The following is a 16585-nucleotide window of genomic DNA, read 5'->3' as shown; positions in this document are numbered from 1 at the left end:
CAAAATAAAGAAAGGAGCAGTGAGACACTGTAAACCTTATCGGTAAAAAACAGCATTTTTTAATCGGCAAAAAACGACATTTTCACATCGGCGTTGACATTAATTATTCTATCATAAGCCTTTCACTAAAAAATATTTAGGAGTTGAACAATGAAAAAATCATCACCCGTATTGTTATTATCCTATTAGTCTCTACTTCAACTGGGCTTACTACTTCAGTGGTTGCCCCCAAGATCACTGATGCGGCAGCTATGGTGTGGATTGCTCCTCGTCATGGGAAAAAGTACCACTATAACAAACACTGTTGGGGGTTAACGCGAGCTCATCACCACATTAAACACATATCCCTAGCAAAAGCCAAAGCTACCGGATATACGCTATGTCGTATTGAAAAACGATAAACAAAACGAGATCACAATTATTGTGGTCTCGTTTTATTTAGCATACCTTCAATTATAGCCCTAACCCGAACAAATTGTGTGGTACTTATTCCAACAACACTCATTTCGAAGCTTTAACACTGTAGATACTTTTCTTCATAATTCATCGGATTGATTCTCTTTAACATTAGAAAATATACCTCATTTTTGCAAGCTTAAGAATCTATACCATTCTAGTCAAACTATTTTTCAAACAACAAATACTTATCATACTGTGCACTATCATCCAACTGTAAAATCATCCATACAATTGGTTCAACTTTATCATCTTTAACCTGGAACTCTTGTTGTTCTGTTTCTCTAACCTGTACTTCACCAAAGTAATAAAAACCTTTGCCTTCATCATCGTTCTTTTTAATGAATAATCGAATAGTCGTTTGACTATCTTTAATATTCACAACTTCTTTTGAATCCAGCTTCACATTATGTCGTGTGTACCATTGAAAAGTATCAGCATTAATAAACCGATCTTGATAATTAATACTTGAATCAATTTGATCCGACTTAGCATAAGTCACAAAAATGGGGCATTCATGGTCTCTTACTCGATAGCCATAAATTGTTGAACTAGTATCATTATCCCAACATAATATTCGGCAAACGTCTTTCCTGTTATATCGATGATACAAAGTAAATTGCTCATCTTGATTGTACTTATTAGATCTCATTATGCCTACATGAACAGCATCCGTTAGTAATTCATTAAACAGTGTATTATTCTCAAGCCAATCAATAATCTTTGTATTTAATTGATAACTACCATCTTCAATTAAAACAACCGGTTCATCACCATACTTCTTTTTCGCAGCCTTCTGGAAGAACTCAAGTGAAAGTACACGTTCAACCGACCTAGATACATCTGCATTATAGAAAATTTGTTGTTTAGCCATCAAAGTTTCAAGATTACGTTTAGCAAATTTTCCTTGGTGCTTAATCAGTTCATTTAATAAAATTAATTCCACACTACGTTTTCCATTCATCAATTCAATCGAAATAAAACTAAGAATGGCCTCTTGATCTGCAGTAAGATGTACGTCTTCTTTCATTTTAAGTAGAAAATGATAGTAGTTCTGACATTTATCAGCAAATACCGTGCAATCAACCTTTTCGGATTTTTGAAAATCACACAGTAATGGTACACGACCTACTCGGTGCTTAAGATTCTTATAATCGTCTCGTAGAACAGCCAAACCATCTAAACTCGTGTGATTAATCGACTGGTAAATTCTTTCTTTAGCAATTTCTGAGAAATTAACCGTTGATACACCTGAAATTTGTCTAACTTCCAAATCATCACGCGCTTTGTCAGCACTGCGGGACTTATCACCCGTAAGTGCAATTGGAATTAAATAGTTGTTTTTGTAATTACCGATGAAGTCAATTACTGTCACATATGACTTATTATTTGCCTTTCGCAAGCCACGTCCTAATTGCTGAATAAAAACGATGCTGGACTGCGTATTTCTTAACATAACGACCTGATTGACACAAGGAATATCAATGCCTTCATTGAAAACATCAACAGTAATAATGTACTCAATTTTTCCTTGTTCCAATTCATCGACGACTTCATTTCGTTTTGATTGAGCTGCCTCTCCAGTGAGTGCCTTGCTGGGATAACCTTTTTTAGTCATAAGATCAGCTAATTCATAAGCTTCATCTTTTCGACTACAGAAAATAAGGCCGTGTAAACAATCTCCGGAATAGCCATAATATGTCGTTTGTTTGATAATATAATCCACTCGTTCATCGGATACTAGCCATTTCAACGTACTGGTATCATCGCTAACTACGCCATCTTTTTCATAGTCGGTTATCCCAATATAGTGAAATGGGCACAGCATCTTTTCGTCTAGTGCCTTCTGCAAACGGATTTCATAGGCAATATTATGATCAAACATTTCGAATAAGTTAAAATCATCCATCCGTTCTGGCGTGGCAGTCATGCCTAATAAGAACTTTGGTTGAAAATAATCTAGAACGCGCTGGTATGTCTCTCCACCAATTCGATGAGCTTCATCAACTAAAATATAATCAAATTCATCTGGATTAAGTTGTGTAAGACAACTCTGTTTAGATAAAGTTTGAATGGTCGCAAAAGTTTATTTAGCATCCATGTCCCGATGCGTTCCAGAAATTTTCCCAAAGGAATTTTCTGGTTCATCACTTAACACTTGCCGAAAACTATCCATAGTTTTATCAAGAATTTGTTCTCGATATACAATGTATAGAAACTTTTTGGGCTGATAATTAGCGACATCAAAAGCTCCTAGATAAGTTTTACCAGTACCAGTTGCTGAAATAATCAATGCTCGTTTGGCACCACTATTTCGAATTTCCAACAAATTATTAAGTGCCTCACATTGCATAGCGTTGGGCGTTATTTTATTTGCTGAAATAGTCTTATTCGTATTTGGTTCAGCTCGAACAACTGGTTGATAATTCTCAGAATAAATTGTAATCCAATCTGTAGTCAGTGGTGTCGCTTGTTTCCAGGCCAGCTCAACTTCTTGAATTAATTTTTCTGTAATTGAGTCATTATCGTAAGAAGTAAATTTGATATTCCATTCGTAGTTATTCATTAGGGCTTGCTCAGTTAGATTAGAGCTCCCAATAATAGCAGACTGATAGTGTTGTGCATCATGATCAAAAATATAGCCCTTAGCATGAAAATTATCATTTTCAGCAATCCGAACATCCACGTTAGCCAATTTTCTTAATTCTTGAAACGCTTTTGGAGAGTTAAAGTTCAAATATGTAGAGGTTAAAATTCGACCACGAATACCCTTGGTTGCTAAATCAGCCAATTTCACCTTAAGAGAGGTTAGTGCACCTTCAGTTATAAATGCGATAGCAAAGGTAAATGATGAACAGTGCGACAGCTCCCTTTCAATATGTAGCAACATCGTATCGCCAGGACCATTATGAATAAATTGTGGCATTAATTCTTCAGAACCAGCAATTTTTTGGTCAACAAAACCATTAGCTAATGAATTTTCAATTTTAGATTGAATATCAGTTAAATTCATTAAATTTCACCTGTGTTAAATCTGCTTTTGAAACTATCTTAACTGCTTTCTGATCAGCTTCTGCCCAAGATAGTTGACCCAGCTCGTCTTGATTCAACCACTCGACTTTACTATGCGCTATCAGATCAAAATGATGGGTTAAGAACTTAGCATAATAAACCGTTAAATTAACAACCCCAAAATCGTACTCATAACTACTGGTTTCAGTCACACGAGGGCCCACAATAATTTCATCATTGAACTCTTCAGTTAATTCCCGCTTTAAAGCTTGTTCTGGTGTTTCATGCGGCTCAATTTTTCCACCAGGAAACTCCCATAGTGTTCCTAATACACGATCATCATTTCGTTTTGTTGCTAAGATTTGACCATTTTCAATAAAAGTGGCTCCCACCACGTTAATTTGCTTTCTCATATTGAACACCTTTCGTTCTCTGTGTCTAATAATAATATATTATCACATCTAAAACGGTATCAGAATGGTAATAGTAAAAATGATGTGTAATTCTAAAGTCATTATCCCCTTTAGAACACCACATCATTTTTTATTATTAATTTCGATTTAAGCGAAAAACCTACATATAGGTATACTACTTTACCTTTCTCCCCTCGACCTCATCCCATTCAACCACCAAACAACTTCATCAAAAGCATTCCGCTTACTATCCTTAACCCGCTGTAAGTTCAGCACTCGTTTCTGATATTTAAAGTTTGGATCTTTAATAATTAAATCAACTTCATGATGCATGCCATTCGGATTAATCAGTATGAGATCAATATCCTCACGGTTAAGAACTGTCTGTAAACGATTATAGTGATAATTACTGTCATTAAAGGTCATCACTTCTGCACCATATCTAGTTAGCGCCTTGGTAATTGGATACGTTGTTTGCCAATCTATGAGAATAATTTTGGTACTTTTAAGAACTTTTCGAGCCAGTTCTTGATTAACAGTAGCAGCTGCTTAATCAGTTTTAACCTTCTTTTTTTGTGGATTAGTGGAGTAAATTACTTGATCTTGTTTCTTAGCTGCGAGCATTTTATCATAGTTAATTTTCTTTTCTCGTTTCTCATTATATTGATCTAACCTAGCCATCTCACTAGCATACTTGATACTCTCCTGCTTAAAATAGTCATTTAGCTTTCGATCTTTAATTAGTAAATAATAGTTCTGTATCACGTATATCCTTAGCTAAACATCCATCACAAAACAGGATGTTCAATTCTCTAACGGAGAATCAAACATCCTGTTCGTATCAATATTTATTTACTTATTACTAACCTAAAAATTGTCCTAAGAACCCTAAATCTGGCCCTTTAGTGTCCATAATGCGTTGTGCACGGTCTTTTAAAACGCCATCATAATCACGATCAGTCAAAATGTAGAACGTATTGTTCTCAATCGCATCAAAAATTGGTTGAACAATCGTATCTAGTGGGTGCCCAGTGGTGATACATTGTTCCATCCACTTCTTGCCGTTTTTAAACGTTTCACTTTGGTAATAAGGATTATTTTTATCTTCAAAACGTTCTGGACGATGCGTCTCTGAGTGATGTAGGTCTGTTTGAACAAACCCAGGTGCAAAAATTGAAATACCAACATTATTAATACCTGCAGACTGTAAATCAAGACTAGTGCTTTCTGATAAACCAACTGCAGCGTACTTGCTTGTATGATAGGCAGGCATCCCTGGAATCGCGAGTAAACCAGCAATTGATGCCACGTTAACGATGTGGGCTGGTGTTCCTTGCTTTTTCATAATCGGGATAACATCATGCATTGAATAAACTTGTGACATAACATTAGCACCCAAGATCCACTCAATATCATGTGGTGGTAGCTCCCATACATTACCTTCAACTACAACACCAGCATCATTTATAAGTAAGTCAATTTGTCCATATTTAGCCATGGCCTGTTTGACGGCATCATCAACGGTTGCTTGTAGAGAAACGTCTCCAGAAATTGCCAAGACATCTGTTTGTTTTGATAGGTCATCGGCGACGGCCTTTAAACTATCGCTATCAATATCTACCAAAGTTAATTTCATGCCACGTTTGGCAGCCTCCTTGGCAAGTACTTTACCAAATCCACTAGCAGCACCAGTAATAAAGGCAACTTTTCCTTGAAAATCTTTTAGCATCTTTTTCACCTATCCTTTGATTTGATTAGCTTAACAATTGGTCAACGGCATCTCGATAAGTCTTACGATCAATGTTGTTTTGCCCTGTCACATGCATTCCTGCACCAAATAGTGACATAATAAAGTCCCAAAATGGTGCTTTAATACCTAATTCGTCTAAATCAGTCAATGACAAGTCATAACGAATTGATTTTTCATCATTAGCTTCAACTTTTTGTACCCAATGTGGTTCACGAATTGATTCACGCCCGATAGCAACAAAGTCCATACCCTTATCAATTACATCTTCAGCCTCTTCTGGCTTTTCAACATCACCAACACCAATCAATGGCATATCACCGATACGTTCTTTGATTTCTAGGTTCAACGCAGTCTTATCATCTTTATTGTTCAATGACGTACGCCATACTGTTCCCATTGAAACGTGTAAGTAGTCCACTGGACGTTTGACGATTTCGTCAATCAATGCGAGCGTATCACTGAAGCGGATGCCTGGTTCTTCAATTTCTTCTGGTGAAATTCGATAACCAAACAAGAATGGTCGGTCAGCATATTTTTTGATTGTAGCACTAACTTCATCAATGATAGCTAGTGGGAAGCGCATCCGTTTTTCTAGACTGCCACCCCATTTATCGGTTCGACGATTTGAATGTGGTGAGAAAAATTGTTGAATTAGATAAGTGTTGGCACCATGAATTTCAATGCCATCAAACCCAGCTTGGATTGCACGGCGAGTTGCTTCTCCAAAATCCTTAACTAATTGATCGACTTCTTCAGTTTTAAGTGCACGAGGTGTTTCTGCTCCTGGACGTGGTGCAGGAACTTCACTAGCACTAACTGGCTTCTTACCACGTAAAATTGCTGTGGTGCTCATCCGACCAGCACTGAACACTTGTAAAATAGCCTTAGTGCCATTTTGTTTAATTGCACTAGCTAATCGAGTGAGTCCTGGAATAAATTTATCATCTGAAGCACCTAATTCACCTTCATAGCCACGACCCTCTTCATTAACAAATGCACAACCAGTGATGAACATGCCAGCGCCACCTGTATGAATATTAAAATAATTACATTCATCCGAAGTAACAGTACCATCAGCAAAACTCATGCATTCTGTCATCGGCGGAATAACGACCCGGTTTTTAACTTTGATTCCATTTTTAAAAGTGTATGGTTCAAGAAATTGATAACTCATATTAAATACATCCTTTCTTTTACTTGTGATTTCTGTATCAATCTATATAATGAATTTAGCACATACTGAAAACGCATTCACTATTATGCATGTACAGAATTAGTTCTTTCAGTTATGCATTATGCACACAAGGGATGATTTAATATAATGAAATTAGACACAATTTATAATGCAGTTCGAACAAATTTCGATTGTCAGATAGTTAAGAATGTTGAATTTAATCCTGATATCAGTGAAATACAACTGCTTAATCAGGCTGATGATCGACAACCTGAAAATGATATCATTTATACTGATTTACAGGGTTCATTGAATCATTTTTCCAAATCTATTTTGAGTTATAACGAGAATATGTATCCTAAAATTAATTCTGGCATTATTGCTAAACAGGATGATCTTATCGCTATTCAAAATTTTATCAGTAATTTATTATCCACCGAAAACAAACAAAGTTTAGCGATTACTAATCTCTCACTTCAAGCTATGAAGCGAACACCACTACAGGATATTATTAACCAAGCCTCCAAGATTTTAAGCAATCCAATTATCGTCATTGATAATTCATATAAAGTCATCACTTATTCAACTAAATATGACATCTCCGATCCACTATGGGAACGAATTATTGAAGATGGTTACGCACCATACTCCTTGCTACTAGAAATGAACCGTATCGTCAGCAACTCTAACCCTGATGATGCACTTTCACCATTTTATGTTAGTTGTGATCTATCCCCAGTCCATAAATTAGGTATTCGTCTTACTTGGGAAAATTACAATATTGGTTATATTGTCATGTTTAATGTTCCTACACCAATTAATGCAACTCATTGGGCATTACTCCCTAAAATTGCTGAAATTACGACTGAAACATTGAGTCAAAGCCCGAATTTTGGCGAAATGTATGGTAATTCTCGTCAGCGAATATTAGATTGCATTCTGGATCAAAATACGTCAGAACGTATTAAAATATTATTATCTGAAGCTAAAATAACACTTTCAAAAAATTGTATTGCAGCTATAATAAAGCCTCAACGTCAAGGTACAAATCAAGAACTTCGCTACTTTTCTGAAGAATTAAAAGCATTCAATGTTAACGCATTTATTTCTATCCGTGATCAATATATTTATGCCATTTTCCCCAATCAAGCCACTGATAGTTTCATGCATCAGCTTCGCTCATTGGCTAAAAAATTAAATCTAAATATCATGAGTTCCGATGTTTATTCCAATTTTTTTGAGAGTTTAAATCATCTAAATTACTGTAAAGCGGCTTTTAAAATTGGATCTAAATTGCATCAACTCTCAGAAATTAATCAAAGTTCAAGTTTCCGTTTTGAAATTATTTTGAGTCAATTAAATGATGATGACCTTTTAAAAATGACAGAGAGTCCTATCTTAAAGGTCTTAAAAAAACATGATCAGCAACATGATAGTGAATTACTCAAAACTTTAGAAGTTTATTTACAGCGTAATCGATTATTGAAGGAAACTGCTGCTACCTTATATATCCATCGCAATACATTAACTAATCGGTTGGAAAAGATTACAACGCTCACTAATCTTGATTTAAGTAATAGTGAACAACTTTTTCAAGTCGAATATAGTTTTAAAATTTTAAAGTTTCTGCATGCAAAATAAGTATCGCTACTTAATTTTCCTCAAAAGGAAAAGAAGTTGTTTTTAATTTTTTAGAGGATCATTTAGCTCAAACATTGTCTAAAATACAATCCAATTAATTGCCATAACTGCTTTTGTCGTTTGTTTCACATATAGCCAAACCCTAATAGTCCCCAGCAGTACATTCTTGGGTTTCTCTTGGTCGTAATTAAGGCTATAATTGAATGTGTTAATTTGTTCACTATTTAACAATAACTTATTTCTGGAGGTTTCAAATCGATGTCATCTAAAACAATTAAGGGTCTTCTGTTAGCTATCTGTACATGTGCACTTTTCGTAGGAGTTGGTGTGTCATCATCAGCAAATTCAACAGCTTCAAAAACTTCTCCTGCTAAAGTAACAACTTCTTCTAGAAGTACTGCCACCGTCAACGATATGACTGGCGTCTCAGATATTACTAGTCAAAATGGTTCAGCTGGGAATTATATTGGTTTAGGCTACACCAAAATATAATTCTTGAATCATCGTGACGGGCAGTTCATAAAAAATTGAAACTAAAACCTACTATTAATTAAATTCAATCATCAAAAAATTGGGTACAAGAAAAGCACTTCTTACAATAGAAGTGCTTTTCTTGTACCCAATTTCTTCCTATTAACTAAACTCTTCCTTGTTACTCGCGTGACGCTTCTTAAACCGTTTGGTGGTCCAAGTCACTACCGTAAACCCCAAAATGATCGTCATCAACGGATTCAAGTACGGATAAAACGCGTAGCCAATGTATTGAAAGGCACTGACTCCCAGCGTGGCCGAACAGAAGATACCGCTGACCCCCCAAGGTACTAACGCGTTAATATCGGCACCACCCGTAGCTAAGGTTCTGGAGAGGTATTTTTTATCGACTTGTAGCTCGTCATAGGACTTTTTAAACGTCTCGCCGGGCAAAATAATCGACAGATACTGCTCCCCCACCAATAGATTTACAGCTAATGAACCGGTTAAGGTGGCCAATATCAGTCGGCCAGGCGTGCTGATCAGACTACGCATGCTATTGATCAATACCTCAATAATGCCAAATTTAATCAGTAACCCGCCCAGCGATAGCGCTAGGATAATCAGTGCTACAGAGCTCAGCATGTTAGTGATTCCACCGCCACTCATCAAGCGATTAATGACTGTATTACTGCTGGCAACGTGATTGCCGTTCATCAATAAATCACCAATCTGATCAAAAGAGAATGACCGATCTTGAAACAGTGACAGAATAATAGCGGTTAACGACCCTAGCAGCAACGTTGGAATTGCCGGTACCTTACGCCAAGCCAAAATGAGCAGCACCAATACTGGCAGAAAAGTCAGCAACGAGATATGGTAGGTCGCCATCAGCTGAACGGAGATGGCGTTAACCGCACTCAGATTAGCATTTTTAGCAGAGTGCAGGCCAATCATCGCAAAGGCCACTAGCGAAATAGCGGCAGCTGGAATAACCGTCAGACTCATATTTTTCAAATGCGTATACAAATTAACCTTGGCGATACCGGTCGTTAGATTCGACGTATCTGACAAGGGTGACATATTATTGCCTAAAAAGGCCCCCGATACGACGGCACCGGCAATCACCGGCGCTGCAAACCCCAGCACATGGCCGATACCCATAAAGGCAATGCCGATGGTCGAAACGGTCGTAAATGAACTGCCAACGGTGATACCAATAATGGCACAGATAATAAAAACAGTTGGTAAAAATAGCTGCACTGAAATTAATTTCAACCCAATAAACATCATGCCGGCAATCGTTCCAGCCTTTAACCAGCTAGCGACCAGAATACCAATCATCAAAAAAATCAAAATGGGAATAATTCCTGGTGTGACGCCCTCGGAAACCCCATCGAAAATCTCATCCCAGGAAAAGTGCTTCAAGTGGCCGTAGAACATGACCAGGGTGAAAACAAACAGGATGGGAATCTGCGGCGACATATCAAACTTAATGATCATCACACCTAAAATCGTAAACATGGCTAACATCACAACCAAGCTTTCTCCCAAGCTAAACCTGGCTGCCTTATTAGAAGAATCCATTTTCATCGGCCCTCTTTCCAAAACAAAAACAGGAACCTATCAACAGATAAGTCCCTGTTCGACATTCCAGCCAACCTAGAAGTTATTCGTCGATTGTAAATCAGCTTGAACTTGAATCATCCATTCTTTATTCTTGTTGCGATCAATAATGAGTGGAATGATAAACAAAATGAGCGTGATTGCGATAACGAAGATCGATTGCAGTAAGTTGGAAGCCAAGAAGGTTGCCGCGATGATGACAATGATCCCGAAGATCAAGGCATAAGCCACTACATAGGCCACTGCATTCCCAGTTTTACCTAATCGATATGGTCGTTCTAAATCCGGTTGCGTTTGCCGTAACTTGATCAACGCGATGGCAATCAGAATATAGACCAGAGCGTAGATCACAGTCGTTGCGTTCGTTAATGTTAGGAAAACGTTATTAACGTTCTTCATGACACCGTAGAGTAAGGCGAAAAGTGAGATACAGATACTTTGCGTTAACACCACGTTGCGGGAAACCCCATACTTGTTGACCTTGTGATAGCCAAAGCTAGCGGGCAATTGGCCATCGCGGGCAACTTGCGTCATGGTCTTGGATGGCCCCGTTACCCAGGCAGATAATTGAATCAGCACGCCAATCACCACCATGAAGCTGAAGATATTAGCAATGATCGTTGGCCAGCCGAGAATCTGGCACCACAGCAGAATGGGTTGCGTAATGTTTGAGAGCTGAATTTGACCATTTGGCACAGCGTTTGCGACTAAGATCCCGTTCAGGATATTCATTAAGATTAACCCAATCAGGGCAACGAAGATCCCGCGAGTGTAAGTTTTCTTGGCATTATTTAGCCGAGGAATAAACACGGACGACATTTCGATCCCCGTGTAAATAAATGAAATCGCAGCAAAGTACTGCAGAGTTTGTAAATTACCGAGGTTTGGAATCAATTTTGAAACTGAAAAGGTCCCCAGGTAACTTGCGGGGTCGATCCCCTCTTTGATTAGGGCGGCGATCCCCATTACCAGCATAGTCACGATGGGAATATAAACGCCTAACCAGACCCCCACGTTACCGCCGACTTTAGCCATATCAAACCGTAAATTCAACACGGTGATGAGCCAGTAGAAGCCGAGAATATTGGCTAAAATAAACCAGTGGTTATTGCCCAGTGAGACGTTGCCGAACGTGTTGCCCCACAGCGGCCCAATGGTTGAGGCCACCATGACCATTCCTGGAAACATCTGAACCCAGAGTAGCCAGGCCGTGACAAAACCCCACTTTTCACCCAAAGCCGTTTTGACCCACAGTTGTGGGCCACCGTCAGCTTGGAGCATCGTACCCAATTCCCCTGAGATTAGGGCAACTGGTAAAGCAAAGAACAAAACCGCGAAAATCATATAGGTAATCTGAGACCAACCGGTAGCAGCCACAGATGGTATTGAACGCACTGTCGCGCATAGGGCCATCGTCATCCCAATAAAGGTACCCAGGCCCAATTTGGTTGCTTGTTTATTCATGGTAACTTCCTTCCATCCACCTTATATCATTATTTTGCTGAAGATAATTGTTTGGTTGTTTCTGCCACGAAGATATTTTGCAGATCTTCTTTCATGGCAACTTTGATCTTGGGTACAAAGTAATCAAAGTTTTCTTGGCGGTTCATGTAGGGTGTCATAACTGACGCCCGGATAACCGTCACCTTGCCAACGCTGTTCCAGTCGGCTTCGCTGATCCCCAAACTTTCAACAAATGGCAGTGGACTGTCACCATAATCTGGACTGGCAAAATCAGTATGTGACACAATGTATTCCTTGCTGTAAAGGGTGCCCTTCACATACGAAGCCTGTTCGTAGAATTGGTGGTTTAACTTGTTCATATCAGCTAAACTATCGTTACCCTTTTCCTTGAGTACGTAGTCCACCATGTTGAAATCAGGATCGACCAGCGGATGAACTTCAATCGTTTTGTCATTGATCTTAAAGCTCAATTTATCTAAGAAATCGTAGTAACGGTGGGCGCCTTCAAGTGAAGCACCCTCTAATTTGCCGTAACCCGTTACGTTCAAAGGCAACGTGTGGTGAGCAGCCCAAACGGCAGCAGCAGTGGCCCCGGCTTTTGAACCTTCAAGGATGTAGGCTCCTAACAGTGCTGGAATATCGGCACCCTTTTCAAAGACGTAAGTCGCAAAGTATGAAATCGTGTCGCGCATTGCCACGTCCTTGATGGCGATCCCACCAGCGGCATAAGGAACGTAGCCCATCTTATGCGGATCGATCGTGATTGATTCAGCTTCGGAAAAGGCCTTATACGCGTTATAGACATCTTGTTTGATATAATCTTTTGATTCGGTAAACACGTGGTTCTCGGCGTGAAGTGGCTTCAATTGGTCGAATGGGACAAAGTTATTATCTTCATCAAGAAAAATGGTTCTAAAGTAGCCGCCGTAAGCAGCATCCACGTGCAGGTAGAAGTAGATGCCCTCTTTCTGCAGCTTGTGTCGCAGTTCAACGATTTTATCGATCTGGTCTACGGCACCTTCTTCAGTTGATCCCGCAACACCGACAACCCCTAGGATTGGCGTATGGTCTGAGGTCAAACTGCGAATGATCTTTTCCAGCTCGTCAATATCCATCCGGTAATGTTCGTCGATTGGAACGGGAACCACTTGATCCAGACCAATCCCGATGATGTCAGCCGCCTTCATCCATGAGTAATGCTTCGTTTGCGGTACCAGCCACTTACCGAGTTTTTGCAGGTTCTTGCCGCTACGTGCGGATTTGGCTTTTAATTCGTCTAGTTTTTCACCGGATTGTTCAACCAGTTTCATAATTTCGTCGGTTGGCATATTGAGCAGTTCCCAATCTGACTTGCCTTGAACTAACTCTGGAGTGACTTCTTTCATGGCAAGTGGCAGCGACTTAATGTTCCGTGCGTACCAAAGGCCTTCCAGGTTAGCCAGCGAACCATCAGCCACAATGTGACCCCAGCCATTCTTATAGCCCATCATGGTCGCAAAGTCATGGCCGACTTCTTCTTCCATCTGCGAAGTCGCCGGTGAGGATTCATAAGCCACGTTGTTCCCGTTCCAGAGCATGGCATAATCATAGGCCAGCAGTGCAGGCATCAAGGTTTCGGAATTCATATGGCCCCAGTAGCGACCGGCTGAATGCCATGGCACCGATTCAGTCCGAATCCGGTTTGATACATCATCCAGCACCTTACGCATGCGATTAACCGTATCTTGAAATTCGGGAGATTGCTGTTCTTCAGGCGAAATCATGTTCTTATCCTGAGGAATGTAATTTTTCCGCCAGCCTAAGTGCTCATCAACAAGTTTGTTCAGCAATTCTTTGTACAAATCACCGTTTTCAGCCTTATCGCCGATAAACAAGGCATCCAAATTTAAATCATTAATCTTCGAATCTGTGATTTCCATGGTAACAGCCTCCAAGTTGTATTTTTGTTTTGCAATTAGAGAATACGCTTACAGAAATACCCTGTAAAGAGTATTCAAATTGTAATATAGCTTCTGTGATATTCACATTTGCTTGCAATAAAGGCTGTAAAGCCGCATTAAAAAAGGTAATAACCGGTATCGGTTATTGCCTTTTACTTTTACTAAATTAATTAAAAACTAATTTACTGCTGTTGGACTTTTGCCAGGAAGTAATTCTTTTTACCGCGTCGAATAATGATGAATTGACCGTCAAACTGCGTGCTGGGATCCACTTCAAAAGCGGTATCCGAAATCCGGTCACCGTTGATCGTAATGGCACCGTTAGTCACATCTTCTCGTGCTTGACGCTTGGACGGTTCAACCTTCGTTTCAACCAGCAGATCCACGACGTTTTGCGGATCACTTGTTACCGACACACTGGGGGCTTTTCCAAAAGCATCCTGCACTTCGGCGGCCGACAGTTCTTTGACGTTCCCAGAGAATAAAATGGCCGTGATCTTCTGTGCCGTGTCCAAGGCTTCTTGGCCATGCACAAAACGGGTCACTTCTTCCGCTAATCTGGTTTGGGCTAAGCGCTTTTCCGGTTCTTTTTTCACACTTTGTTCCAAATCCGCAATTTCAGTCTGATTTAAGAACGTAAAGTACTTGAGGTATTTAACAACATCGCGGTCGTCTTGATTCAGCCAGAATTGGTAAAACTCGTATGGCGACGTCTTTTTAGCATCGAGCCAAATCGCACCACCAGCGGTTTTCCCAAACTTAGTACCATCCGCCTTCAGCATTAACGGAATCGTTAACCCATAGACTTGTTCATCCGCGCCATCGATCTTGTGGATCAGATCGATTCCACTCGTGATATTGCCCCATTGGTCCGCGCCACCAATCTGCAGTTGAATCCCATGTTCGTGATGCAGTGTGAGAAAATCGACCGATTGGAGGATCTGGTACGTAAATTCGGTAAAAGAAATACCAACATCCAAGCGGCTAGCAACAATGTCCTTAGCCAACATGGTGTTGATATTCACTAATTTCCCGTAATCACGGAGAAAATCGAGTAATGAAATTTTTGAGAGCCAGTCATAGTTATTCACAAACGAAATATTCGAACTCCCGCCAAACAGTTTCTGCATTTGCTGCGTTAACGATTTAACGTTCGCCTGAACGGTTTCCATGGTCTGCAGCTGACGTTCTGATTTCCGCCCACTTGGATCACCGATACTACCGGTGGCACCACCGATCAGAATGTATGGGTGGTGGCCCGCCAGTTCGAACCGTTTCATCATCATGAACGGAATCAGATGACCAATGTGCATACTGTCACCAGTTGGATCGACCCCGCAATACAGCGAGATCGACTTGTTCTCAGTCAGCTCTTTGAGGCCTTCAGCATCCGTCTGCTGGTTAATTGCACCCCGCCAAGTCAGCTCATCAATAATATTCATGTCCTCTACCTCCAAATGAATTCTTTGATTTCGGATATAAACATAAGCCAGCCATGTAAACGGTGTCAACATAGTGCTTATCTCATCTCAAGCTAATCTTTTAATTCTAACCGGCATTTTTATCATAATTTTTTCCAATAGCTCGATTAGTTAATGGTATAAACTGATGCTCATCATTAGCTGCTTCTTCTTCAGTTAATCCAGTCACTACTTCCATGCCATGCCGCGTTACGATCAGCTGTTTTCCAAATTTACGAATAGTGCCTTCCGGAAATTTCCAGGGAGTCTTTCGATAGGCCTGCCGCACGTAATCGTCAGCTTTATGCCAGCGTCTAGCTGCTTCACTGGAAGACATAATGTCATGGTTATTTAAATCAAACATATCATCACCTGCATCTGATTATCTTTCTTTATAGTCGGTATCCGCACCCTTTTGAATGGTGAGGATCAAACTCTTGGACAGTTGCCACAGTCCAACGACAATGCTTGCCATCAGAATCAAGATCACAGCACCAGAAATACCATCAACGTTTGACCAACTCGCATTAATCATTATAATGAACAAAGGAGAAAGCATAATTAGCGTGACAATGATTCGAGTTAACTTAGCTTTGAGAACTTGATGTGGTTTTATCTTTGTATTTTCCATACATTTATACCTCCTATGCTATATTGCAGATCTACTACTGCCATAGCGAACCTGCTCGTTAACTCGTTGACGTTATTTAGTGGCACTGTTGATCACGTGTCCGCATTCTGCACAAACAATTTCACCATTGTTGTGTTTCTCAAAAACAATGTCCCCGCATTCGGGGCAATGAATGGTAACATCACTAGATTTCATCATTTACACCACCTTTTTTAGTTTCATCAAGGTACAAAAAAACGCCCCTTCATTATCTCTAATGAAGGGACGTTTTTTAACGCGGTACCACCCTAGTTCAAGGTGTCAAGCACCTCACACTCTCTCCCATATATCGGTGGGCAACCGCGTCCTAACACTTTAGTATTTTGAAACATTACCCTGCATAGTTTTCACCAACCACTATTTCTCTGATCCCTGAGGTAATGTCCTACTCACGAAAAGGTTAAAGTTTACGACCTTTGATGTTGTAACTTACAGTATCATGCTGTAGTTTGAATGTCAAACAGGAACCACCCAAAATTTTTTGAAATTTAACTTGACTCATTTTATC

General features: G+C 39.7%; 13 protein-coding genes and 1 pseudogene. 2 read left to right on the top strand and 12 right to left on the bottom strand.

The annotated features are described in order from the left end of the window. Positions 1–622: 622 nt before the first annotated feature. From FFM73_RS13185 to FFM73_RS07235, 5 genes and pseudogenes are all read right to left on the bottom strand, one after another. Positions 623–3346, bottom strand: a pseudogene (locus FFM73_RS13185) (DEAD/DEAH box helicase). A 109-nt stretch (positions 3347–3455) separates the two neighbouring features. Continuing rightward, positions 3456–3881, bottom strand: coding sequence for a (deoxy)nucleoside triphosphate pyrophosphohydrolase (locus tag FFM73_RS07250; RefSeq protein WP_137631109.1), 426 nt, complete (start codon positions 3879–3881; stop codon positions 3456–3458). A gap of 549 nt (positions 3882–4430) precedes the next feature. After that, positions 4431–4562, bottom strand: coding sequence for a hypothetical protein (locus FFM73_RS13080; protein WP_268920507.1), 132 nt, complete (start codon positions 4560–4562; stop codon positions 4431–4433). Positions 4563–4743: 181 nt separating this feature from the next. Then, positions 4744–5610 carry an SDR family NAD(P)-dependent oxidoreductase gene (locus FFM73_RS07240; RefSeq protein WP_137631107.1) on the bottom strand — a complete coding sequence of 289 codons (867 nt, stop codon included), beginning with the start codon at positions 5608–5610 and terminating at the stop codon, positions 4744–4746. Between the two features lie 25 nt (positions 5611–5635). Continuing rightward, positions 5636–6805: an NADH-dependent flavin oxidoreductase gene (locus FFM73_RS07235; protein ID WP_137631106.1), complete on the bottom strand. Its 1170-nt coding sequence runs from the start codon at positions 6803–6805 to the stop codon at positions 5636–5638. 147 nt (positions 6806–6952) lie between these two features. Here FFM73_RS07235 and FFM73_RS07230 point away from each other — a divergent pair, with 147 nt between their 5' ends. Continuing rightward, on the top strand, positions 6953–8446 hold the full coding sequence (locus FFM73_RS07230) for a PucR family transcriptional regulator (protein ID WP_137631105.1): 1494 nt from the start codon (positions 6953–6955) through the stop codon (positions 8444–8446). Positions 8447–8704: 258 nt separating this feature from the next. Beyond that, positions 8705–8938 (top strand): hypothetical protein, encoded by a 234-nt coding sequence (locus FFM73_RS07225; protein ID WP_137631104.1) that lies wholly within the window; start codon positions 8705–8707, stop codon positions 8936–8938. 141 nt (positions 8939–9079) lie between these two features. Here the strand turns inward: FFM73_RS07225 and nhaC are convergent, their stop codons facing one another. The 7 genes from nhaC to FFM73_RS07190 form a co-directional block, all read right to left on the bottom strand. Continuing rightward, on the bottom strand, positions 9080–10504 hold the full coding sequence (gene nhaC / locus FFM73_RS07220) for a Na+/H+ antiporter NhaC (protein ID WP_137631103.1): 1425 nt from the start codon (positions 10502–10504) through the stop codon (positions 9080–9082). A 75-nt stretch (positions 10505–10579) separates the two neighbouring features. Then, the gene (gene tyrP / locus FFM73_RS07215) at positions 10580–12007 is read right to left on the bottom strand and encodes a tyrosine-tyramine antiporter (RefSeq protein ID WP_137631102.1); all 1428 of its coding nucleotides are present in this window, start codon (positions 12005–12007) and stop codon (positions 10580–10582) included. Between the two features lie 29 nt (positions 12008–12036). Then, positions 12037–13920 (bottom strand): tyrosine decarboxylase, encoded by a 1884-nt coding sequence (gene tdc, locus FFM73_RS07210; protein ID WP_171001237.1) that lies wholly within the window; start codon positions 13918–13920, stop codon positions 12037–12039. Positions 13921–14129: 209 nt separating this feature from the next. Next, positions 14130–15389, bottom strand: a complete 1260-nt coding sequence (gene tyrS / locus FFM73_RS07205) for a tyrosine--tRNA ligase (protein ID WP_137631100.1) — start codon at positions 15387–15389, stop codon at positions 14130–14132. A gap of 106 nt (positions 15390–15495) precedes the next feature. Then, entirely contained in the window at positions 15496–15771 is a 276-nt protein-coding gene (locus FFM73_RS07200; RefSeq protein WP_235874472.1) for a helix-turn-helix domain-containing protein, read from the bottom strand. Positions 15772–15789: 18 nt separating this feature from the next. Beyond that, complete coding sequence (locus FFM73_RS07195; RefSeq protein WP_137631099.1) at positions 15790–16038, bottom strand: hypothetical protein; 249 nt, start codon at positions 16036–16038, stop codon at positions 15790–15792. A gap of 72 nt (positions 16039–16110) precedes the next feature. Beyond that, a complete protein-coding gene (locus FFM73_RS07190) occupies positions 16111–16233 on the bottom strand; it encodes a TFIIB-type zinc ribbon-containing protein (RefSeq protein WP_089136372.1) in 123 nt (40 codons plus the stop codon). Between the last annotated feature and the right edge of the window lie 352 nt (positions 16234–16585).

It is taken from the genome of Secundilactobacillus hailunensis, assembly GCF_005405185.1.
Lineage (GTDB): Bacteria > Bacillota > Bacilli > Lactobacillales > Lactobacillaceae > Secundilactobacillus > Secundilactobacillus hailunensis.
Note: the sequence above shows the minus strand (reverse complement) of the source record. Positions and strands in the feature narration are given on the sequence as shown.